The sequence below is a fragment of the Rhodococcus sp. IEGM 27 genome, assembly GCF_033142305.1.
Lineage (GTDB): Bacteria > Actinomycetota > Actinomycetes > Mycobacteriales > Mycobacteriaceae > Rhodococcus_F > Rhodococcus_F oxybenzonivorans.
This window is the reverse complement of record NZ_JAWLSG010000012.1, coordinates 60,662-82,541: the sequence shown is the minus strand read 5'-3', so window position 1 is coordinate 82,541 and position 21,880 is coordinate 60,662. Positions and strand designations below refer to the sequence as shown.

The following is a 21,880-nucleotide window of genomic DNA, read 5'->3' as shown; positions in this document are numbered from 1 at the left end:
GACCAATCAGGCACCCGTGTGGACTACTCGAGGTTGTTCAAAGTTCTACACGTTCTGTCCACAGAGATTCCCCGTCATCCCCACACTTATCCACAGGTGTGAATGCTTTTCCCCAGGTCTCGGCGTCGGCGTGTTGCACCGGTGTGTCGCGCCCCCGCTCGGTGCGCCCACCCTCGAGTACCCCCTCGAGCCGACGCTCGAGCCACCCCTCGAGGGTGACCTCGAGGAAGGGCTCGAGGAGGCCCTCGAGGGACGGCTCGAGCCACCCCTCACTCGCCGGCCCCACCCTCACGACGACTCGTGCCCCGGCAATCGAACTACCGGGGCACGAGGAGGGCAGGGCGAAGATCTACCGCTTGGAGCGCTGCTTGATGCGGGCTGTGAGCTCCTGGACCTGGTCGTACACCTTCCGGCGTTCCGTCATCTCCTTGCGGATCTTCTTGTCCGCGTACATGACGGTGGTGTGGTCGCGGCCGAATGTTTGACCGATCTTCGGCAACGAGAGGTCTGTCAGCTCGCGGCACAGGTACATGGAGATCTGCCGTGCCTGCGCCAGCGGACGGGCCTTGCCCGGGCCACACAGGTCGTCGATCGACATGTTGAAGTACTCAGCCGTCACGGCCATGATCGTGGCGGCATTGATCTCGAGACTCGACGAATCCGGCATCAGATCACGCAAGACTACTTCGGCCAGCGTGAGGTCCAGGGGCTGCCTGTTCAGGGACGCGAAAGCGGTCACGCGGATGAGTGCCCCCTCGAGTTCCCGGATGTTCCGCTCGATCCGGCTGGCAATCAACTCGAGGACGTCGTCCGGCACCTCGAGCCGGTCCATGCGGGCCTTCTTGCTGAGGATCGCGATGCGGGTCTCGAGTTCGGGCGGCTGGACGTCGGTGATCAGGCCCCATTCGAAGCGGGTGCGGAGGCGTTCCTCCAGCGTGGCGAGCTGCTTCGGCGGTCGGTCGGAAGACACCACGATCTGCTTGTTCGCATTGTGAAGCGTATTGAAGGTGTGGAAGAACTCCTCCTGGATACCCTCTTTACCCTCGATGAACTGAATGTCGTCGACCAGCAGCACGTCGGTCTCACGGTAGCGACGCTTGAACGCCACTTTCCGGTCGTCGCGGAGGCTGTTGATGAAGTCGTTGGTGAACTCTTCGGTGGAAACGTACTTCACCCGCATCCCCGGGAAGAGACGTTGCGCATAGTGACCGGCCGCATGTAACAGGTGGGTCTTGCCGAGGCCCGACGCGCCCCACACGAACAGCGGGTTGTAGGCGCGGGCAGGAGCCTCGGCGATGGCGACGGCGGCCGCGTGTGCGAAGCGGTTGGACGAGCCGATGACGAAAGTGTCGAAGGTGTACTTCGCGTTCAGGCTGTTGCCACCCGTCGCTGTGGGCGCCGGGCCGGCCGGTGGTTTCGTGAAGTACGACGGCCACGATTCGTGGACACTCGCGAGCGCCTCACTGTCGTCGTCGACCTCTTCGAAGTCTGTGGTGTCGGAGTAGGGCTGGTCTTCACCGGAACCGAATCGGCGACGGCGATAGGTGCCCGCGCTGGTGGCCGAAGGCTCGAGATGCCGGGGAGTGTGCCGGTGGTCCGGTTCGGGTCGGTGGTCCCGGGGAGGAGGATCGGAATCGGGTTCGTTGTCGACCGGGGCTGCGATCCGAACGCCGAGACCCTCCACTTGTTCACCGAGGTGCCGGCCCAGCGCGTGGAGGATCGGTTCACGAAGGTCCCGCTCGATCGCTTCCTGCGCGAACGGCGACGGAACCGAAAGTAGAGCGAAACCCTGGGCGAGTGTCAAAGGTTTGACGAGTGCCAACCATGCCTTCTGGCCACGCGTCAACGGTGGCAGATCGCCACCGGGTGAATCTGACGTGAGGTCAGCGACGACGTCGATCCAGATCCGTGCGAGTGCATTCGGATCCTCGTTCACGTGGTTCCTCCCCAGTTTGTCGAGATGTCGGTGCCGTCGCCGAGGTGGAATTGGGCGTTCCCCGACCTGAGGATGGACCCCGTACGGACCTACGAATATGCCATCTGAACTGTGTTTCCACACAATTATCCACAGATGTGGACAAAGCATGGAGGACCGGTGTGAAGACGTCGTTACGAGGCGGAAATTCCAGATTTACCGCCCTGAGCTGCGGTTTTGCGCAGGACGTCCGAATGAGGGGGGTGGACCGACCAGGGATGTGACGTGCGTCAGCAACCCTCGGGGTGACCGAAGGCGGGACACCATCTGTGCCCTGTGGATGAATTGTGGTGAATGTGCAGATGAGAACGGTGAAGTCGAGAGCTGGGCACTCGATCAGGGTTCATCGGCGAGACCATGTTTCAACGCTAGCAACAGTGTCGGCAACCTCACAGCGGTTTGGCACATCGGAAGTTGGGGTGCAAGCATTTATCAAACCTCGGCGTGTCGGTCATCCCGTTCGCAGAGGAAGCGCAGGTGAGCGAGTTTGACCTGACCGGGAGTCATCAGTACTCTCGAACAGTCACCCTGTGGTGAGGTGGCGGTATCGTGCTGGATTCAGTCCAGCGGCGATGTCGTGTGTCACTGCTGGTTGACCACCTGAGTTTTCGACCATGTTAGATCCAGGACGCCGGGAGGCGTCGATGAATTTCGAGGAGTGTTGACCGTGGCCAAGGGCAAGCGGACGTTCCAGCCGAACAACCGACGCCGCGCGCGCGTTCACGGCTTCCGTCTTCGTATGCGCACCCGTGCGGGTCGTGCAATCGTTTCGGCGCGTCGCCGTAAGGGCCGCGAATCCCTCACCGCCTGATCCCGATACTGGGTTCAGGAGCTCGGGGTGTTGCCTGAGCCGTACCGATTGCGTCGTCATTCAGACTTTTCGTTGACTGTACGACGCGGTCGCCGGATGGGAAGACGCGATCTGGTTGTCCACGCATTCGACCGTGGACAGACAGATGAGCTGGTGAGTAGCGGCGGTCCACGATTTGGACTGGTTGTGAGTAAGGCTGTCGGGCCGGCGGTGATTCGACATCGAGTCGCACGCCGGCTTCGTCATATCTGCATCGACCTGGTGGGTGCTGTTCCAGTCACCACCGATGTGGTGATTCGGGCTCTTCCGGGAGCCGCGACTGCAAGTAGCCGGGATCTGGACAAGCAACTTCGTGCAGGTCTCTCCCGATTGGATCTTCTTGCGCATGAGTAACTTCGCATGAAAAGCGCACTCGACGAGTCGCGCGCCGCCGTGGCGGGTGCCGATACCCCGACGACGTCCACGTGGGCGACCATCCGTGCCCTCCCGGCGCGAATCCTTATCTTTCTGATCGAGTTGTACCGGACATATGTGTCGCCCCTGAGGTTGCCGACCTGCCGGTTCACACCCACCTGTAGCGAGTACGCAGTCGAATCCCTGCGCACCCACGGGGTTCTCAAAGGTCTTGTCTTGACGGTGGTCCGGCTGGCGAAATGTGCGCCCTGGCACCCTGGTGGGTGGGATCCCGTGCCCGGTGGGCCGGATTCGATCCCTCACCAACATGCGGGTAGCCGTCATCCGGGTAGCCGTCACCACTGTCCGGTGAACGTGGACGAACAGAGGAGTACATAGAGCCGTGCTCGACTTCATTTACTATCCGGTGTCCGGGATCCTGTGGGTCTGGCACAAGGTTTTCGGGGCGATTCCCTTCCTGGGACCGGACAGTGGCTTCACGTGGGCCCTCTCCGTGGTGTTCCTCGTTTTCACCTTGCGCGCCATCCTGTACAAGCCTTTCGTCAAGCAGGTGCGTACCACGCGCCAGATGCAGGAACTGCAACCGCAGATCAAGGCACTGCAGAAGAAGTACGCAGGTGACCGCCAGCGGCAGGCCGTCGAGATGCAGAAGCTCCAGAAGGAGCACGGATTCAACCCGATCATGGGCTGTCTACCCGTGCTTGCTCAGGCGCCTGTGTTCATCGGTCTGTTCCACGTTCTTCGGTCGTTCAACCGCACCGGCACCGGTTTCGGCCAGCTCGGCATGTCGGTCGAGGACAACGCGAACACGCCGAACTACTTCTTCAGCGTCGAGGACGTCCAGTCCTTCCTGAGTGCCCGACTTTTCGGTGCACCGATTTCGGCTGCGATCACCACCCCGTCGGATCAGCTCGAGGCGTTCGCGATCTACGGTCCGGTCCCGACCATGCTGAACATTGCAGCGGTCGCTATCCCGCTCATGGTCATCGCGAGCGTTGCGACGCACTTCAACTCCCGCGCCTCCGTCGCTCGACAGAGCCCTGAGGCCGCCGCGAACCCGCAGTCCGCGATCATGAACAAGCTTGCGCTGTGGATTTTCCCACTGGGCGTCCTTGTCGGTGGCCCCTTCCTCCCCATCGCAATCCTTCTCTACTGGGTCAGTAACAACATCTGGACCTACGCACAGCAGCACATCGTCTTCCGGAAGATCGATGCGGAAGAGGAAGAGAAGAAGCAGGCAGCGCTGGCTCGTCGAGCGGAGAACGCCCCGAAGCCCGGTGCACGCCCCAATCTTTCGAAGAAGAAGAAGGCTGCGGTAGACGGAGCCCCGGGCGAACCAGAGGTCGTCGACGGAGTGGTGGAAGACGACGCCTCCGAACAGCCGACGGGAACTGTGAGCGGTGACGGTTCACCGACGGGTACGTCGAAGCCGAAACCCGGTGCCCGACCTCAGACGAACCGCGGAAAGTCCCCTAAGCGCAAGCGGCGCTGATTCAGAAAAGAGAACGAGTATGGCTACTGAGCCTGACATCGCAGTGGACGGAGATGAGACAGACGTGACTGCTCCGACGCAGAACCCGGACACCGAGGTTGACTCCGATTCTGACGACTACCTCATCGAGGAAGGCGAGATCGCCGGCGACTACCTCGAGCAGCTCCTCGACGTGCTCGATTTCGATGGTGATATCGATCTGGACGTCGAAGGCGATCGAGCAGTCGTCAGTATCGACGGGGGTGACGATCTCACCAAGTTGGTCGGCCGCAAAGGTGAGGTACTCGACGCACTCCAGGAACTCACACGCCTTGCTGTGCAGCAGGCAACGGGTGAACGCAGCCGACTGATGCTGGACATCGCTGGTTGGCGTGCCGGGCGTCGCGCGGAACTCACCGAGTTGGGTGCGTCCGCAGCACGCCGCGTGCTCGAGACCGGCGAACGGGAGGAGCTCACTCCGATGACCCCGTTTGAGCGGAAGATCGTGCACGACGCTGTTGCCAAGGTCGCTGGGGTCTCCAGCGAGAGTGAGGGCGCCGAGCCGTCGCGTCGCGTAGTCGTGATCAAGGACTGACTCAGCACACCACATTTCGAAGGCGGGCCCAGGGATACCTTGGGCCCGCCTTCTCCGTTCCGGCAACGGTGGTCGGTATCTCTCGTTTCACGTGAAACACACCAGCCCCTCCCCTCCCCGGCCTGAGTCGTCGGCCGGACGGCAATGTGCCACAGTCACTCACTGCAAGACATGGTGATGATCCACGGCCCTCGCGCGTGCACTGGACGTGATGGCCTGGACGGCCGTCCGGACGGCTCGGTGGGAGGGAGGCGTCCGCGACTGCCGATTCTGCGAACTCCTCCTGGACCGGAACCGGTGAATCGTCCATTCGTCGAGTCGGCGTGTGTGGTCATGGCTCGACGAAGGATTGGTGCCACGCGCGTTAGGGCCTGGGGCCGAGCGACGTCGGTGGCGATACCGGCGAGAGACAGGCGTTCCGGTCGATTGAGTTTCGCTGCAGCGAGCTCGGCTACTTGCGCCGTGCCACACTTCCACCGAGGATGCCGACTGCGCACGACCGCGTGATCGTGATGCTCGTTTCGATCGAAGCGCGCGAAGGTGTGCCTGGACCGTCGGAGGAGGCTGGTTTCGGTGCTGGCCTTTGGACCCAGCGGCAAGCGGTCGGCGGTCCGGGATTCCTTCGGTTCAGGTGAGACGGGCGGTGCCATTACGAAAATTGGCGAAATTTGGGGTCGGTTTCCGGCTATCCAACCACCCCTCGGAGTTTCGTCACTGTGATGATTCAGAGTCGTCCCTGTCGACGCGCCGCAATGGGCGCATCTCGGGATTCGTCAGGCAATCGGAGATGCAGCGATAGTGGCGGCAGCAGCGGCAGGATTGGATGGCGACGATATGACCCCTGTGTCGGCGGTCTCGTCAGCCGATCGGTTTAAAATGTATGTCGGCACCCGGGAGCGATGTTTCACGTGGAACCACCGATGGTGGCCGTTGATGATTCTCGGACTGACGCCGCACCAAGGGAGTTGCCCAACGGCCGCGTTCGAGAACGAGACCTCGGCCGACCCCCACACGTCGGCCGCCCTGTGGTGAATGCCTGAACTCGGGGCCACCTGCGCCGGCACAGAGGCGGGCGAGCTTCTTCGCGGTAGCTTCCAGGCCGCCGAACGGGTACACCGGTTCCCGGCAGCGCGCCCAGCGTCTCCTGTACCGCATACCGTCGCACTACCCACTGATTGTCGACGACAGGCGGTGCGGGTTCACCGACGCCGAGCTGAAGTTGAGGATGCGCCCAAATCGGGTGAAACCCTCACAGTTCGGAACGCAAGGTCCGTCACAGCTAGTCAATGTTTCACGTGGAACCGGCGTCACTGCGGGTCCATCTGCGTCGAGGGCTTATGTTCGACGCAGAGATGGCGCCTTAAGTCCTAATGGACTTCGCTAGGCCGGGCCGGGCGTGCGTATCCGCAGTGAAGTCGGCGACGATCCCGAGAGCGTGTCCGCATGTTGCACGTGAAACACGAGCCGAGATATGGCCCGTTGGAGAAGCATGAAAGGGGGTCCGACGTGTGTCCGAGCGCCGGACACAACCCTCGGCAAGAAACCGCATCCCGAGCGCACACGGAAGCGGATGCCTCGCAAGAGGTCAACCTCTCGATCGTGGGGCAAGGCGGGAGCGCACGTTTCATTGCGTGCCCGCTGATCGTCTGTTGTCCGTCCGGTGGCGGGGTTTCGCCGACGGTGCCCCTCCCCTCCCCCACCGAGGGTGTGGCGGTCTAAACACTGTTCGGCGTTGCGGGTGGGTGTTAGGGGACGCAGTCGGGAATCAGGGCGGATAATGGAGAGGCTGAGTTTGTAGAAGATGAGCTCTTCGCGGGAGGATGTTTCACGTGGAACCGAATGGTGAGAAGCCGGCCGACTGGGACGAACAAGCGGCGGCTCGCCAGGTGTTCGGTGAACGATTCGACATCGCGGAGCGGTACTACAAGTCTCTGGCAAGTGACGGTGTAGAGCGTGGCCTGATCGGGCCACGAGAGGTTCCTCGGCTGTGGGAACGGCACCTTCTCAACTGTGCAGTGATCGGTGAGTTGATCGCTGAGGGCGAGTCCGTGGTGGATGTCGGGAGCGGAGCGGGATTGCCCGGTATTCCGTTGGCAATTGCCCGCCCTGACTTGCGGATCACATTGGTCGAGCCGCTGTTGCGACGGTCGGTGTATCTTGCGGAGTTCGTCGAATCCAACGGTCTGGATGTGTTGGTTGTCCGTGGTCGTGCGGAAGAGTCTGGCGTGGTGAAAGAAGCCGGTGGCGCGGATGTCGTCACATCGCGGGCAGTGGCACCGTTGGAGAAGTTGGCCAAGTGGTCGCTGCCGTTGATCCACGAGCATGGGAGAATGCTTGCACTGAAGGGTTCGAGCGCGGCCGACGAGATCGACCGCGACCGTGCCGCTTTGACTCGGCTGGGTGCTGGCAAGCTGGACATCGTGGAATGTGGAGTGGGTCTTCTTCCGGTTCCTACCGTGGTGGTTCGGGCAGAGCGTGTACCGAAACGCCGTCAACGCCGATGAGACACTCGGGCGACGGATGCGGAGTGAGTATGTCGAGTAACGAGCGATTCCCAATCGAAGGAGTAATCAATGTCGGGTGGGCCTGAATCCGCCGTTTCACGTGAAACAGTTTCACGTGAAACCGAACATCGATCCGACCACGCGACGAGCTCGGGAAACGGAGACGACGGATTCACGGCTCCGTATAACGGCATCTCCGCCGAGGAGACTCCCATTGGCGCGGCCGCGCATAGAGCCAGTCAGGTACTCCACCCCCACTCCGTGACGCTACCCAAACCGCCGGAGCGCCGGATTCTCACAATCGCCAATCAGAAGGGCGGGGTCGGCAAGACCACCAGTGCGGTCAACCTCGCCTCCGCTCTCGCAGTGCAGGGCCTGACGGTCCTCGTGATCGACCTCGACCCCCAGGGCAACGCCAGCACCGCCCTCGGAGTGGCCCACCATTCGGGTATCCCGTCGAGCTACGAACTGCTCCTGGGTGAGGTGACCGCCGCCGAGGCGATCCAAACGAGCCCCCACAACGAGCGGCTCTTCTGCATCCCGGCGACCATCGACCTCGCCGGCGCCGAGATCGAGCTGGTGTCGATGGTGGCCCGCGAGGGACGGCTGAAGGGGGCGCTGTCGGAAAAAGCGCTCCGAGATATCGACGCCGACTTCATCCTCATCGACTGCCCTCCATCGCTCGGCTTGCTGACGGTGAACGCGATGGTCGCGGCCAAGGAAGTTCTGATTCCGATCCAATGCGAGTACTACGCGCTCGAAGGCGTCGGTCAATTGCTGCGGAACATCGAGTTGGTGCAAGCCCACCTCAACCCGGACCTGCATGTCTCGACCGTGCTACTGACGATGTATGACGGACGAACGAAGCTCGCCGACCAGGTGGCAGCGGAAGTCCGGTCCCACTTCGGAGACGCCGTCCTCCGCGCGGTCATCCCTCGAAGTGTGAAAGTCTCCGAAGCGCCCGGATACGGGATGACCGTGTTGGACTACGACCCCGGTTCACGTGGCGCGATGAGCTACCTCGACGCGGGACGTGAACTCGCAGCGCGCACAGCACAGATCACGAAGCAGGAGCAGAGATGAGTCAGACGCGTAAGGGTGGACTCGGCCGTGGATTGGCGGCGCTGATTCCGACCGGTCCCACGACGGCACCCGGACTGGGCACTGCTGCCGCCGATGTAGTGATCGGCACGGACAAGCGTCACATCCCCGCCCAGCCCACCCCGAACTCGTCGACATCACCTTCCGACAGCGACCGAGCCCCTGCATCCACGGGAAACAACGGCGATGGAGAGGTTACGAATGGGGCTGAACCCCTCCCCTCCCCCACCGGGGCGGTGTACCGGGAAATCGCCCCGAACCTGATCGTGCGCAACCCGAAGCAGCCGCGACAGGTCTTCGATGACGAGGCGCTGGCGGAACTGGTGCACTCCATCCGCGAGTTCGGTTTGATGCAGCCGATCGTGGTGCGCCCAGTCGAAGACGGCAAGTTTCAACTGGTCATGGGTGAGCGCCGCTGGCGGGCCGGCCAGGAAGCCGGACTCGACACGATCCCGGCCATCGTCCGTGAGACGGGTGACGACGCGATGCTCCGCGACGCCCTCCTCGAGAACATTCATCGGGTGCAGCTCAACCCGCTCGAAGAGGCGGCCGCCTATCAGCAGCTGCTCGAAGAGTTCGAGGTGACTCACGAGGAACTGGCCGCGAAGATCGGTCGGTCCCGCCCCGTGGTGACCAACATGATCCGCCTCCTCAAGCTTCCGATTCCCGTCCAGCGCCGCGTGGCCGCGGGAGTGCTGTCCGCAGGACACGCCCGTGCACTGCTGTCCCTCGAGGCCGGTGCCGACGCACAAGAGGTGATGGCTGCTCGAATCGTGGCGGAGGGCATGTCCGTCCGCGCCACGGAAGAGGCGGTCACCCTGGCGAACCGCAACGACGATCAGATCACGCCTCCGCAACGCCGGAAGCCGATCCAGATGCCCGGGCTTCAGGACGTGGCCGAGCGGCTGTCGGACTCCTTCGATACCAGGGTGACCGTCAGCCTCGGTAAGCGCAAAGGCAAGATCGTCGTCGAGTTCGGTTCGGTTGACGATCTGCAGCGAATTGTCGGAATGATGGAGGCGCAACGAGCCGATTCATGACCGTCCGGGCGAGGTAGAAGCACCCGCGGGTAATCCGTCACTGTGACAGCACCGGTGACAGCATCTCGAGGGCAGATCAGCGGGGACAACGAGCAGTGAAGATCAGAGGACAACACATGACTTGTAGTAGTGACATTTGGAGGCTGATCTAGCCAGTGTCGACTCACGTCACGTCGCTCACCCTCGACGGCCTGGACAAGCTCTCCGCCCACGCTCGTCGTTGCGTCTTCTGGGAGATGGATCCCGCGGCCATCCATAGTTCGCGTGGATTCTGCGACCAGGAATTCGAGAAGGAAGCCTGGCTGTCGATGGTCATGCTCGAGTGGGGTTCCTGCGGTCAGGTCGCCGTCATGGATGGAAAACCGGTCGGCAGCGCGCTATACGCTCCCCCACGCACCGTGCCTCGGGCGCAGCTTCTGCCGACTGCTCCGGTGGGTGCCGATGCCGTCCTTCTCACCAGCTTGCGACTCGAGCCCGCCGGGGAAGAACAAAATCTGGGTGCCACCCTCATTCAGGCGGTGGTCGCTGATCTGGTGAGGCGCGGTGTCCGCGCCCTGGAAGCCTTCGGTATTCGAGACGGTGGGTCGAGCGATACCGACCACTCCGGCATCGCATCGGCGACCGCGGCCATGGAATGCTCCCCCGAGGAATGCATGATTCCCGCGGAGTTTCTCGAAGACAATGGGTTCGAGATCGTCGCTCCACACCACCGGTTCCCTCGGCTGAGGCTCGAGTTGAATCGTGACCACGGGTGGAAGGAAGACGTGGAGGCTGCTCTGGAACGCCTGTTGCATACGGCATCGGTGAGCATGGTCGACATCGGTGAGCGCACCCCGGTCGGAGTGCGCTGACGGGTCAGGACCGTTCAGAAGAGGACAGTTCCTCGGCGAGCAGCTCGGCGAAGGTGAACGTACCGGTGGGCTGATCGTCCTGCCCGAGCAGGTACAGACGCTTCACCGAAATGAGGATGGCCTCCGCGATCGCGTCACGTGCCCGCGGATTGGACAGGACAGCAGCGTCGGACCGGTTGGTGAGATAGCCGAGATCGATCTGCACGGTCGGCATCTTGGTCAGGCGGAGCAGATCCCAGGTGCGTCCGTGCGTCCGGCAGTCCTGCAATGGGGTGCGCGCCACGATCTCCCGCTGGATGAAGCCCGTGAGAACCTGGCCGATCATCGACGTCGAACCGTGCGAGTTGCCGAAGTGGAAGCTTGCAACGCCGTTGGCAGCGGGGCTGGAGTTGCTGTCGCATCGCAGGGAGATCATGAGGTCGGCGTCGAAGGCATTCGACGTGGACGCGCGTTGGATGTCCGAAGGGTTCGCGTGATGCGGTCGGGACAGGAAGGTTTCCATCCCTGTCGCCGCCATCCGGCCTTCGAGCCGGCTGGCGAGATCCCAGAGGATGTCCGACTCCGAGATGGTGCCATACGGAGAATGGACGATCGTGCCGTAGGTGTCCCCACCGAGACCGGGGTCGATCACGATGCGCTTGCCGCTGAGCTGTGGACCGGAGCTGCGGACCATTTCTTCTTCGCTCATCGCGTGGGGCGAACCACCGGTGACCCGGGTACCGAGCAACTCGAGGGAACGGAGGGTGGCAGGGCCGCAGATTCCGTCGGCGGCGATCCCGATCTCCCGCTGGAACGACGACAGCGATTCGTGTGTCTGCGGTCCGAAGAATCCGTCGACCCGGCCGACGTAGAACCCGAGGTCCTGCAGCCGTGTCTGCAAGGTGGCGACATCGTCCCCGTACAGGGGTGCAGACAGTTGGTAGATCAGTGTGCGTGCGCCCAGGCGGTAGGACGCCTCTTTCATGGACCGATAGGTGGCCGGACCCACGACTCCGTCTACGAGGAGCCCACGTTGCTGCTGGAAGGCCCGTACGGCGCTGTCGAGGTGGTGGTCGAAGACGGCGTCGGGCGCAATCCAGTGCGAACCATTGTTGGTGTCGCGGCGAGTGTCGGCGATACCGTCGTGGAGGAACCCGAGACCGGCGAGAGTGCCCCGAATCTCAGCGACGGCCGGACCATGGTCGCCGTGACGGAGTCGGTGCATGTTCGGGCCTCTCAGTCTGATTCCACGGCCGTGTGTATCACTACAGCACAGCTCTCTACAAACGAGTCGATCGATGTGTCCCGTTCGCGGATGCGACAGGAGCACATCGATCGATTGTCTCAGAGATTCCCACAAAATCGGGAATCGGGCAGGCTGTTCAGGTGTCGATCAGAGAACGTCGGCCAGCTCTTTCAGCAGCGCAGCCTTGCCCTTCGTGCCGACGATGGTGTTGATCGGCTTGCCGTCCTTGAACAGGATCAGCGTGGGGATCGACATCACCTGGAAGTCGCGGGCGGCACCCGGGTTCGCGTCGATGTCGAGCTTGGCGATCGTCAGCTTGTCGCTGTGCTCGCCGGCGATTTCCTCCAGCACCGGAGCGATCATCTTGCATGGGCCGCACCAGGTAGCCCAGAAATCGACGAGCACAGGCTTGTCGCTGCCCAGCACATCCTGTTGGAACGAATCATCGGTGATGGTGACGGTGTTCGACACGGGAAATCCCCTTACTCGACGGATAAAACTTGGACGATCGTGTACAACTCAGGCGTCGACCGGTGCACCGGCGGCCGCGATGGTGTTCGCGGTGATGTCGCCGCGCTCGGCGAGCCAACGCTCGGCGTCGATGGCCGCGGAACATCCGGTGCCGGCTGCGGTGATCGCCTGACGGTAGGTGTGGTCCACCAGGTCACCGGCAGCGAAGACGCCGTCCAGCGAGGTGGCGGTGGTCGGCGTCTGCACCCGTACGTAACCGGCCTCGTCGACGTCGACCTGACCCTTGACGAGTTCGCTGCGCGGGTCGTGGCCGATGGCCACGAACATTCCGGTGACGGGAAGCGTGGACTGCTCACCGGTGACGGTGTCGCGCACGACCAGACCGGTGACGCTGTTCTCGCCGAGCACCTCGATCGGTTCTGCGTTGGTGACGAACCGGATCTTCTCGTTCGACTTGGCGCGCTCGAGCATGATGCGGGAGGCCCGGAACTCCTCACGGCGGTGGACCACCGTGACACTGCGGGCGAACCTGGTGAGGAAGGTCGCTTCTTCCATTGCGGAGTCGCCACCACCGACGACCACGATGTCTTGGTCCTTGAAGAAGAAGCCATCACAGGTGGCGCAGGCGCTGACGCCGCGGCCCAGGAGCTTCTCCTCGCCGGGGATGCCGAGGTATCGGGCAGCCGCGCCCATTGCGAGTACGACCGCGTGTGCCTGGTAGGTCTCGCCACCGACGACGACCTTCTTGATCGGCCCGGTCAGATCGAGTTCCTCGACGTCCTCGGTACGGATGTCGGCGCCGAAGCGCTTGGCCTGCTCGCGCATCTCGTCCATCAGGTCGGGGCCCATGATTCCTTGCCGGAATCCGGGGAAGTTCTCGACCTCGGTCGTCGTCATCAGAGCACCGCCGAACTGGGTGCCCTCGAAGAGCAGCGGTTCGAGTTCCGCCCGCGCCGCGTAGACGGCTGCGGTATATCCGGCAGGTCCCGAACCAACGATGATGAGTTCATGAACCGTCGATGGAGTGGTCATGCGGGCCTTCCGATAGGGAGCGTGCACAGTCGAATTGATCAACACCAGACTAAAGGGTGTTGTTCCCGGACTGTAGGTGATACCTATCGCTCCCCCACGGGCCTCTGATCAGCGAAGAGTCTCCCGGATGACACAGCGGGTGCCGGTGTAGATGGTGGGCATGCATTTGTTGCAGTGAATGCACAGGCCTTCCGCTACGTGCTGATCGCGGAACTTGTTGACGAGGTCCGGGTCGCGGAGCAGTGCGCGGGCCATCGCTACGAACTCGAACCCTTCACCCAGTGCGGTGTCGATGGAGTCGAGTCTGTTGATTCCCCCGAGAAGAATCAAAGGCATGGACAGCGCTTCGCGGAACTGGCGAGCCATCGGCAGGAAGAACGCTTCTTCGAACGGGTAGGTCGGGAAGATGCGGGGTCCGTAGAGCTTCAGACCGTACCCGACCAATTTCGGTTGTGATGCAACGAATTCGGCCATCGGCACCTCTCCGCGGAAGAAGTACATTCCGTTGAGGAGGGAACTGCCGCCGGTGAGTTGCAGCGCGTCGAGATGCCCGTCCCGTTCGAGGAGTCGAGCGATGCGGAGGCTCTCGTCGAGCCACAATCCCTTGGGAACACCGTCCGTCATGTTGAACTTCGCGGTGACGGCGATCGTGTCGCCGACGGCGCGGCGTATCCGCTCGACCACGCGGCGTGGGAAGGCTGCCCGCCTTTCGGGGCTGCCCCCGTATTCGTCGGTTCGCTTGTTCAGGTTGGGGCTCATGAAGGAACTGAGCAGGTAATTGTGGCCGAGATGAACCTCGATGGCGTCGAAGCCGGCGTCGACGGCCGCCCGTGCAGCGTTCTCGAAGTCCGCGACGACCTGATCCAATTCGGTATGGGTGGCACCACGCACCAGTCCCATGGCGGGCGGACTCAGGCGCGTGGACGGGGCCAGCGTCTTCGTGCGGTTCGAGAGCGTGTTCGCGACCAGCCCGGCGTGCCCGATCTGCGCCGACACCAGCGCTCCTTCGGCATGGACGGCATCGGTGAGCCGCCGAAGTCCGGGAACAGTGGCCTTGTCGAGGACCAGGGTGTTGGCGTGAACCCGTCCGCCGGGTGAGACGGCGCAGTAGGCAACGGTGGTGAGCGCGGCGCCGCCACGGGCCACTTCGGCGTGGAATTCGACGAGCTTGTCGGTGACCTGCCCGCGAGGCATGACTCCTTCGAAGGTGGCGGCTTTCATGATGCGGTTGCGCAGGGTCAGGGGGCCGAGACGGGCGGGTTCCCAGATCGTGCGCCGGTCGGTCGGAGTGGTCATTGTGTCTGCCTTCGGGCGAGGAGGTGAGGGCTGCGATCAGGCGAACGTCGAGGCGAGGGCGTCTCGGGGCGGACGCCAATTCAGACCCAGTTCGTCGCGCGTGCGGCAGTCGTCGGTGGGAGTGGCCGAGTGAGCAGCCAGGCGGCCTCGTAACTGAAGCCTCTGCTGACCGCGGTGTATTTGCCGACGGCATCGGCGAGCCGTCCCAGGAACCGCACAACTCCCCCGGGCAGCGGGATCCGGCGCAGTCGTCGTCCCGATGAATGTTCGAGGATGTCGATGAGGTGATTGAACTCGATCAGCTCGCCGCCGCAGACGTAACGCCGAGGTCCGCGGCCGGGCTGCATTACGGCGGCATGGACAGCGGCAACATCGCGCACGTCGATCATCTGCATGCCGCCGCTGAACCGCGGAGCTACCCCGCTGCCCAGTAGGACGGCCCAACCCTGTTCGGTAACACCTTTGGTGCCTTCGAGGCCGGGACCGACCACACTGGTGGGATAGGTGATGACGACCGGTGCTCCGGCGTCCTGCAGAGCACGGGCGACGCGATCGGCGGCCGCCTTCGTCCGCCCGTACGCGCTGCGTCCCGCCGCGGTGGGACTGTCGGGCCCGATCACGGGATCAGGGGACGGAAACAGCGCGCTGAAACTCGCGACATGCACGATCGGATCGAGACCGAGGAAGGCGGCTCGGACGAGAATGGCGGCGGTGGCCTGAGCGTTGACCTCCCACATCAGTTGCTCACGCCGGTCGTCCGTGCCGACGACCCCTGCACCGTGCAGAAGTGCGTCACACCCGTCGAGCAGCTGCCCGATGGACGTTCGGTCGCGGAGGTCCCCGACTACGACTTCGATCCGAGCCGAGGCGTCCCCCGCCGACGTCACCACAGCGTCGATCGACTCGTGTGGAAGGACGAGCAGGCGGACGGTGTGGCCGTCGGCGAGCAGCGCCAGGGTCGTGTGAGCGCCCACGTAACCGGTGCCGCCCGTGACCGCAATCTTCATGTGCCCGTCCTGTCGAATTACGATGCCAGTGGTCTCGTATTAGGTACGATATAGCGAGGACGGCGCTTTTGTCCCACAATTCGAGCTGATGAATGCCACCGGAACAGGACGACCCCGTGACCCGCGCATCGACACCGACGTGCTGGCCGTGGCCCGCGCGATGCTCGTCGAGTCCGGGTGGGAGCAACTGAGCATGCGGGCGATCGCCACCCGTTCCGGGGTGAGCAGGGCGTCGATTACCAGGCGGTGGCCGTCCAAGGCGCATCTCGTGCTCGACGCCATTCTCGGTGCCACCCCCGACCTGACGCCGTTCGAGGGCACCGATCGGGAAGGCTGGATTCGGTGGGTTGTGACCGGCAGTGCCGAGCTGTTCGCACGGCCTGAGGTTCGCGCGGCAACTCCCGGCCTCCTCGCCGCGATCCGGGATCACGCCGAACTGCGTAATGCCTTGTGGCAGGGGTTCAGCGGGCCCAGCACCCGCCTGTTCGACGGTGATCAGGCTGAGGCGAGCACCGCAAAGGCCCTTCTCGTCCTCGCTGCTGGTGCCGCGATGTTCGCGAGTCTGATCGCCGTGGAGGACGACACGCCCGAGTTGCGTGCCAAAATTCTCGAGCTACTCGTTCCGTCTGCGCACGGCACGACCTGATGCGTTGTCGCTCAACCGATATCGGTGACCGACATGGTGGCCGGATTCGTGGCACTGCAACTGTTTCCCACAACCAGAGCGGTGATCTGCGGTGGCTGAGGCCCGGCAAGAAGGAGGAGTACTCCGGGGGCGCCGTCGAGCCGCACTTCCCCCGACCCCAGGAGCGTACGAGACGGCTCGATTCCGTTCGCGCGCAAGCACTCTGCGAGGACTTCCGGGTTCTCGAGCGCGCCCAGTCGGCGGGATCCGATCACGGTGAGGAGACGCGCGGCGTCGAGGTCGGCGTCCAGCTCGAGAACCGCTGGACCAGACGAAGTTTCGGAGGTGCTCGGAGAAGCAATCGGCGGATCGGTGGGATTGCTCGTCGGCGTGACGACAGCGACCGCCACCACGACCGCAGCGGCCGCGGCCAGTGCGCCGCCCGCCACAGCCGCCCACCTTCTGCGCCGCGCGAGGGGCACCACTCGAGAGACCGAGGACTCCCCTTCCTCCGCGAGTGCCCGAGTGATGCGGTCGGCCACGTCGTCGGGAATCGGTGACGCGACGGAATGGTCGCGGCCCAGTGCCCCTAGCTGCTCGGTGACCCTGTCGAGCGCGGAAATGACCTCCATAGCTTGTGGATCGTTCCGCACCAGGGGCCAGAGGCGCTCACTCACGGACTCGGGCAGCACTCCGGCGTGAAGATCGGACAGCAGATCGGCGGAGTACGGCGGAGCCGGCAACTCACCCGAAGAGCCGACATCATCAGTGGCCATGACACCTCCTCACCGATTCCGCTCGGTCCCGACCGGCCGGACAGTCCTGCGCTCCTATAAGAGTTTGACGCCACAGGATCATGATCGGTTCCCCTCGTCCCGGAAATATTCGAGAGAAGCGGCCAGCTTCTTGCGGCCACGCGCGCATCGACTCTTCACCGTGCCCTCCGGAACACCGAGCAGCCTGGCGGCTTCACTGGTCGAGTGACCCTCGAGGTCTACCGCCACGATCGCGGTCCGCTGGTCCGGCGGCAGCTGCGCCAATGCACGATCGACTACCAGGCTCATCTCGAGCTCGGCGACCCGATCGCGGACGTCCCGGGGCTCGTCGTCCTCGTCGGCCGACAGTGACACCGCAGGGCGGGCCTTGTTCCGGCGGATGCGGTCGAGGCAGGCATTGACGACGATCGTGTGCAACCAGCTCCGGACCGCGGCATCGCGTCGGAAGGAGCCCGCATTGCGGTGTGCCGACAGCAATGCCTCCTGTAGTGCGTCCGCGGCATCCTCGCGCGTGTAGCTGGTGCGCGTCGCGACGTGCCACAGGTGGTCGTAATGGCGACCGAGCAACGTCGCAAAGGCGTGTGGATCACCGGCGACATGCGCAGCGAGCAACTCGACATCCGAGGGTCCGCCCTCGGCGACCCCCCGGAAGATGCGCACCGGCGGATGTTAGCTCAGAACGCCGGGCCACGAGCAGCGGGAGCCGATTACGTCGTGGCGTTGAATCCCACGTCTGCGATGGAGGATTGGTTCTTGCCCCCGGAAGTGCTGAGGCCGGTGATCCAGACCAGGACGTTGGTGGTGGGCGCCTCCGATGTCACGGGGATTTCGGTGACACCGCTACCGAGCACCTGCGAGCCGATGACCTGGGTCTGGTCAAGGGTGGGCTCCTCCGAGGGGGCGCTCCGAATCTCGACCTTGGTGCCGGGCGTCGGCGAGTTGATCCACACGCTGGACAGGTTGGCCGGCTCGTCCAAGGTGATCATCAGGCCGACACCGTTCTTCAGTGCCGGGAACGGCTGGAAGTAGGAGTCGGTACTCCACACGGTGGCGGTGTTGCCGTCGATGGCGAGCCGGGCATTGGCAGCGGAGTCGGGTGTGCCCTGCGGCGAGAACACGGTGGCCGACGCGGGGGTGACCGGTGCGACGTTGGCCGGCGGTGCCGGTGCAGCGGGAGCGGCGGCGCCCGGAGGCGGCTCGGCGGAGGTGGTGAGGCCGAAGTCCTGCTCGGTGAGCGGAGCATCCGAACTGCTTCCGGTCAAGAACGTGGCAAGCCAGAAACCGAGCAGAGCCAACACGATGATGGTCACGACCCCGAGTCCGACGAGGGCGGCGAGCATCCTGTTGGACTTCTTCTTCTCCGCCTCGATGGCTTCGGGGTCGGCGAGCTCATGCCCGGATACGCCGGGCGTGCGCTGTCCGAGCCGCAGGGCGGGGATCAGTTCGGTTTTCTCGTTGATGACCGACGCCTGGTCGAGAATGTGCTGGACCGTGGCGGCTGTGCGGATACCCCCGTTCGGCTCCAGCGAGCGCAGCGCGACCGCCGAGATTTCGAAGGGGACTTCCGGGCGAATGACCCGGGGGCCGATGGGTTGGCCGTTGGAGTCGCGGTCGGCCAGCCGCATGCCACCGACACTCCCCGGCCGATGGGTGGTGTCGCCTGCCGGTGCGGAGGGATCGCCGAGAGGCCAGCGGGCGGTGATGAGCGCGTAGAGCATGGCGCCCAGACCGCGTACGTCGGAACTGGAGTCGGAATCGGCGAGGGTGGCCGGGAAGGCCAGGACGGCGTCGCCGTTGATGCTGATCCGGATGCGGTCGGGGTGATCGATGGAGAGCGCCCCACCGGCACGATGCGCCGTCTCCGCTGCTGCGGCGAGTGCCCGGATTGCTTTGGCGGCGCCGATCGGAGAGGGCTTGGTGTCGGCCATCTCCCGCAACGAACGTCCGGGCGTCCACTCGGCGACGACGATGCCGCCCGAGCTGCCACGCACCACGTCGAGAACCCGGGCGAGGCCGGGCGAGTTGATGCGACCCAGGCGCAGCGTGCGGGACAGGATCGCTTGCGGTCCTTCGGGTCCGGCCGAGGTGGAACGCTGTTCGGCGTCGACGAAGGTGAGAGCGACCTCACGGTCGAGCTTGACGTCGAGGGCCTGCCAGAACTGCAGGCCCCGGGACCCACCGTGCGGTGTGAGCAGGCGGTAACGACCACCGGCGACGGAGGCGCCCGGAATCAGCTTGGGGCCGCGGGGAATAGGACGCAGGCCGGCGCCTCGATCACGACCGGGTCCGGGAGTGATCGGAATCACGCCGGTGTCGAAACTGGTGTCTTGGCCCGCTGCTGAACCCGTCGGCCGGGGGTCCTTGCGCGCGGGACCGCCTGCATCGAAGGAGGCAGTCTCGGCCGGAACGGCAGTCTTATCCGGAACGGCAGTCTTATCCGGAACGGCAGTCTTATCCGGAACGGCAGTCTTATCCGGAACGGCAGTGTCGGCCGACGCAGCAGAGCCGGCGACGTTCGGCCCAGCCGTGCCGTTCGCCGGTGGCGTCGTGGAGCCGGCGTCGGCGGTGGTCGCCTGGTCCGACTTGGTCTTCGGATTGCCGGAAGTTGCGGGCTCCGATTCGATTCGGGTGGTCGGGGCGTCGACGCCATTCGACGAAGCAGCCGAATTCCGTTCGGACGCTTGCACCGTAGAACCTCCGGCTCGCTTGCTGCCGGCCACGTCGTCGTCGCTCACCCTCACTCCTTCATTTTCGAATGCCCAACTCCGACCCGTACCGGGCGGCGATCCGACCCGCTCGTGTCCAGGGTACGGGAGACCACCGGGTCGTTCGATACCACGCGGGCGACCACCGCAGTCGCGCGGTGTGGCGCGGACCACGGGAATCAGTTCTGTTTGGGCGTCGGCGAGCGGGTCGGGCTCGGGTTCCGGTTCACCGCCGCGACCGCGCAATGCCCGGATCTTGCGTGTGACGGCGACCGTGATCGACATGATTTCGGGGACCTTCGCGAACCAGAGAATGACGAAGGTGACACCGAGCATCAAGATCCCGCTGATCGCGACTCGGGCCATGGAACCCGGGCCGCCGAACAATGTGGTGAGACGGTCCAGTTGCAGGAGGCGTTCGGCGCCGAGCATGGCGAGTGCGCCCGCGAGGGAGGCGAGCACCACCACCCACACGGTTTTCCCGACGTTGGCCATTTGGAGGTTTCCGAGGCTGCGGTGCAGGAGATACCCACCGATGAGTGCACCGGTGATGTACCCGATGCCGTTCGCGGCGCCCAGCAGGATCACCACCTGGTCGTCGCTCGAGGCGATGAGGGGGGTGAGTGCGGAGAGTGCGATCTTCACCGCAGTGATGCCGAGGACGATCCAGGTGGGAGTCCAGGCGCGTTCACGGGCGTAGAAGACGCGGAGCTGGATGAGGACGAGGGAGTACGGGATGAGTGTGAAGGCGGACCAACTGACGGCCTGGCCGAGACGCCCTGCGTCACCCGTACCGAAGTTGCCGTACCCGTACAGGGCCTGCCCGACCTCGGGTCCCGCGAAGGTGAGGAAGGTGATGATCGGGACCAGCGAGATCATCGTCAGACGCGTCGCCACCGAGAGGTCGTCGACGACGGCGGGGGTGTCGTCGGCGGCGGCGTTGCGGCTGAGCCGCGGCATGATCGCGGTGAGCACGGTGACACCGAGCACGCCGTACGGCAGCTGCAGCAGGAGCCACGCGTTGTTGTAGATCGCGGGACCCGACGCGTCCGCGTGGGACGAAATGCGGGTGGCGACGATCATGCCCGCCTGGCTGATCAGCACGTACAGGATGATGGCGACGGCCATCCCACCGAACTGCTTGAGTCGGTCGTCGAGGCCCCACAGCGGCTTCAACGAGATGCCTTCGCGCCGGATCGCAGGCACGAGGCTGGCGGCCTGCACCACGACACCGAGGGTGACACCTACGCCGAGGACCAGCAGTTTCGGGTCGCTCATCCGCACCGGGTCGAGGGTGATTTCGCCTGGCATCGCGTAGTAGATCACCAGCACGGTGAGCATCACGACGTTGTTGAGCACCGGGGCCCAAGCGCCGGGTTTGAACACCTGCCTGGTGTTGAGAATTGCGGTGAGCAGGGCAGAGAGCCCGTAGAAGAGAATCGCCGGCAGGAGGAGAAACGACAGAGCTGTGGTGAGGGACGTGTTGACCTTGCCGTCGTCGGACAGGAACACGTGGGTGGTGAGCACCGGGGCGGCCGCGGTGGCGAGCAACGCTGCCGTTCCGAGGAGCACACAGGTGGCCGTGAACAGGCGGCGCACGAAGGCGGCACCGTTGTCCGGGTCCTCACGTTCCGCGCGGACCAGCACGGGCACGACGATGGCGGTCAGCACCGCGCCGAGCACCAGCTCGGAAATCATGTTCGGGATCTGGCTGGCGACGGTGAACGAGCTGGCCACCGAGCCGCCGAGCAACGTCAGGACCAGCAGTTGCTTGGCGAATCCGGTGATGCGGCTGACGAGCGTCGCCACCGCGATCGAGCCGGTGGATGCGAGGAGGCGGGAGTTGCTCTGTTTCTGCGGTGCCGTCGACGGTCCCGAGTCCCGGACCGGCGGCGGCGGGGGGTCGACCCGGATGGCCGCGAACTGCACCGTCGGTGCCTCGTCCGGTCGAATCTCCCGTGCCCAGTGGTCCCGCTCCCAC

The 21,880-nt window shown here is 64.2% G+C and carries 19 protein-coding genes and 1 pseudogene; 10 read left to right on the top strand and 10 right to left on the bottom strand.

Translation table 11 applies throughout. The features are described 5' to 3' along the window. Positions 1-37: 37 nt before the first annotated feature. Complete coding sequence (locus R4P95_RS28720; RefSeq protein WP_317747260.1) at positions 38-292, bottom strand: hypothetical protein; 255 nt, start codon at positions 290-292, stop codon at positions 38-40. A gap of 57 nt (positions 293-349) precedes the next feature. Then, positions 350-1,936, bottom strand: coding sequence for a chromosomal replication initiator protein DnaA (dnaA, locus tag R4P95_RS28715; RefSeq protein WP_213575432.1), 1,587 nt, complete (start codon positions 1,934-1,936; stop codon positions 350-352). A gap of 706 nt (positions 1,937-2,642) precedes the next feature. Between dnaA and rpmH the strand changes: the two genes are divergently transcribed. The 9 genes from rpmH (at position 2,643) to R4P95_RS28670 (ending at position 10,762) form a co-directional block, all read left to right on the top strand. After that, on the top strand, positions 2,643-2,786 hold the full coding sequence (gene rpmH / locus R4P95_RS28710; protein WP_005263481.1) for a 50S ribosomal protein L34: 144 nt from the start codon (positions 2,643-2,645) through the stop codon (positions 2,784-2,786). Between the two features lie 27 nt (positions 2,787-2,813). Beyond that, entirely contained in the window at positions 2,814-3,179 is a 366-nt protein-coding gene (gene rnpA, locus R4P95_RS28705) for a ribonuclease P protein component (protein WP_213575433.1), read from the top strand. A 6-nt stretch (positions 3,180-3,185) separates the two neighbouring features. After that, the gene (gene yidD / locus R4P95_RS28700) at positions 3,186-3,578 is read left to right on the top strand and encodes a membrane protein insertion efficiency factor YidD (protein ID WP_213575434.1); all 393 of its coding nucleotides are present in this window, start codon (positions 3,186-3,188) and stop codon (positions 3,576-3,578) included. A gap of 4 nt (positions 3,579-3,582) precedes the next feature. Next, positions 3,583-4,692: a membrane protein insertase YidC gene (gene yidC, locus R4P95_RS28695; protein WP_213575435.1), complete on the top strand. Its 1,110-nt coding sequence runs from the start codon at positions 3,583-3,585 to the stop codon at positions 4,690-4,692. Positions 4,693-4,711: 19 nt separating this feature from the next. Then, on the top strand, positions 4,712-5,266 hold the full coding sequence (locus R4P95_RS28690; RefSeq protein ID WP_109334759.1) for a protein jag: 555 nt from the start codon (positions 4,712-4,714) through the stop codon (positions 5,264-5,266). 1,820 nt (positions 5,267-7,086) lie between these two features. Continuing rightward, positions 7,087-7,770, top strand: coding sequence for a 16S rRNA (guanine(527)-N(7))-methyltransferase RsmG (rsmG, locus tag R4P95_RS28685; protein ID WP_213575436.1), 684 nt, complete (start codon positions 7,087-7,089; stop codon positions 7,768-7,770). 69 nt (positions 7,771-7,839) lie between these two features. Then, entirely contained in the window at positions 7,840-8,853 is a 1,014-nt protein-coding gene (locus R4P95_RS28680; protein ID WP_159926747.1) for a ParA family protein, read from the top strand. Further along, positions 8,850-9,911, top strand: coding sequence for a ParB/RepB/Spo0J family partition protein (locus R4P95_RS28675; RefSeq protein WP_213575437.1), 1,062 nt, complete (start codon positions 8,850-8,852; stop codon positions 9,909-9,911). Before R4P95_RS28680 ends, R4P95_RS28675 begins: the two co-directional genes overlap by 4 nt. 155 nt (positions 9,912-10,066) lie before the next feature. Then, entirely contained in the window at positions 10,067-10,762 is a 696-nt protein-coding gene (locus R4P95_RS28670; RefSeq protein WP_250774045.1) for a GNAT family N-acetyltransferase, read from the top strand. 4 nt (positions 10,763-10,766) lie between these two features. Here the strand turns inward: R4P95_RS28670 and R4P95_RS28665 are convergent, their stop codons facing one another. From R4P95_RS28665 to R4P95_RS28645, 5 genes and pseudogenes are all read right to left on the bottom strand, one after another. Beyond that, positions 10,767-11,966, bottom strand: a complete 1,200-nt coding sequence (locus R4P95_RS28665; protein ID WP_213575439.1) for an N-acetylmuramoyl-L-alanine amidase — start codon at positions 11,964-11,966, stop codon at positions 10,767-10,769. Between the two features lie 168 nt (positions 11,967-12,134). Beyond that, positions 12,135-12,458 carry a thioredoxin gene (trxA, locus tag R4P95_RS28660; protein WP_109334752.1) on the bottom strand — a complete coding sequence of 108 codons (324 nt, stop codon included), beginning with the start codon at positions 12,456-12,458 and terminating at the stop codon, positions 12,135-12,137. A 48-nt stretch (positions 12,459-12,506) separates the two neighbouring features. After that, a complete protein-coding gene (gene trxB, locus R4P95_RS28655) occupies positions 12,507-13,490 on the bottom strand; it encodes a thioredoxin-disulfide reductase (protein ID WP_213575440.1) in 984 nt (327 codons plus the stop codon). 108 nt (positions 13,491-13,598) lie between these two features. Next, positions 13,599-14,786: a 4,4'-dithiodibutanoate disulfide reductase gene (gene nox / locus R4P95_RS28650; RefSeq protein ID WP_213575441.1), complete on the bottom strand. Its 1,188-nt coding sequence runs from the start codon at positions 14,784-14,786 to the stop codon at positions 13,599-13,601. Positions 14,787-14,822: 36 nt separating this feature from the next. After that, positions 14,823-15,793: pseudogene (locus tag R4P95_RS28645) on the bottom strand (NAD-dependent epimerase/dehydratase family protein). 88 nt (positions 15,794-15,881) lie between these two features. Between R4P95_RS28645 and R4P95_RS28640 the strand changes: the two are divergent. Further along, positions 15,882-16,439 carry a helix-turn-helix domain-containing protein gene (locus R4P95_RS28640; RefSeq protein ID WP_317747259.1) on the top strand — a complete coding sequence of 186 codons (558 nt, stop codon included), beginning with the start codon at positions 15,882-15,884 and terminating at the stop codon, positions 16,437-16,439. A gap of 11 nt (positions 16,440-16,450) precedes the next feature. On the opposite strand, the gene R4P95_RS28635 is transcribed toward R4P95_RS28640, so the two are convergent. From R4P95_RS28635 to R4P95_RS28625, 3 genes are all read right to left on the bottom strand, one after another. After that, positions 16,451-17,194 carry a hypothetical protein gene (locus R4P95_RS28635; protein WP_317747257.1) on the bottom strand — a complete coding sequence of 248 codons (744 nt, stop codon included), beginning with the start codon at positions 17,192-17,194 and terminating at the stop codon, positions 16,451-16,453. Between the two features lie 78 nt (positions 17,195-17,272). After that, positions 17,273-17,854, bottom strand: coding sequence for an RNA polymerase sigma factor SigM (sigM, locus tag R4P95_RS28630; RefSeq protein WP_213575445.1), 582 nt, complete (start codon positions 17,852-17,854; stop codon positions 17,273-17,275). 47 nt (positions 17,855-17,901) lie between these two features. Beyond that, on the bottom strand, positions 17,902-21,828 hold the full coding sequence (locus tag R4P95_RS28625) for a lipid II flippase MurJ (protein ID WP_317747304.1): 3,927 nt from the start codon (positions 21,826-21,828) through the stop codon (positions 17,902-17,904). Positions 21,829-21,880 lie beyond the last annotated feature (52 nt).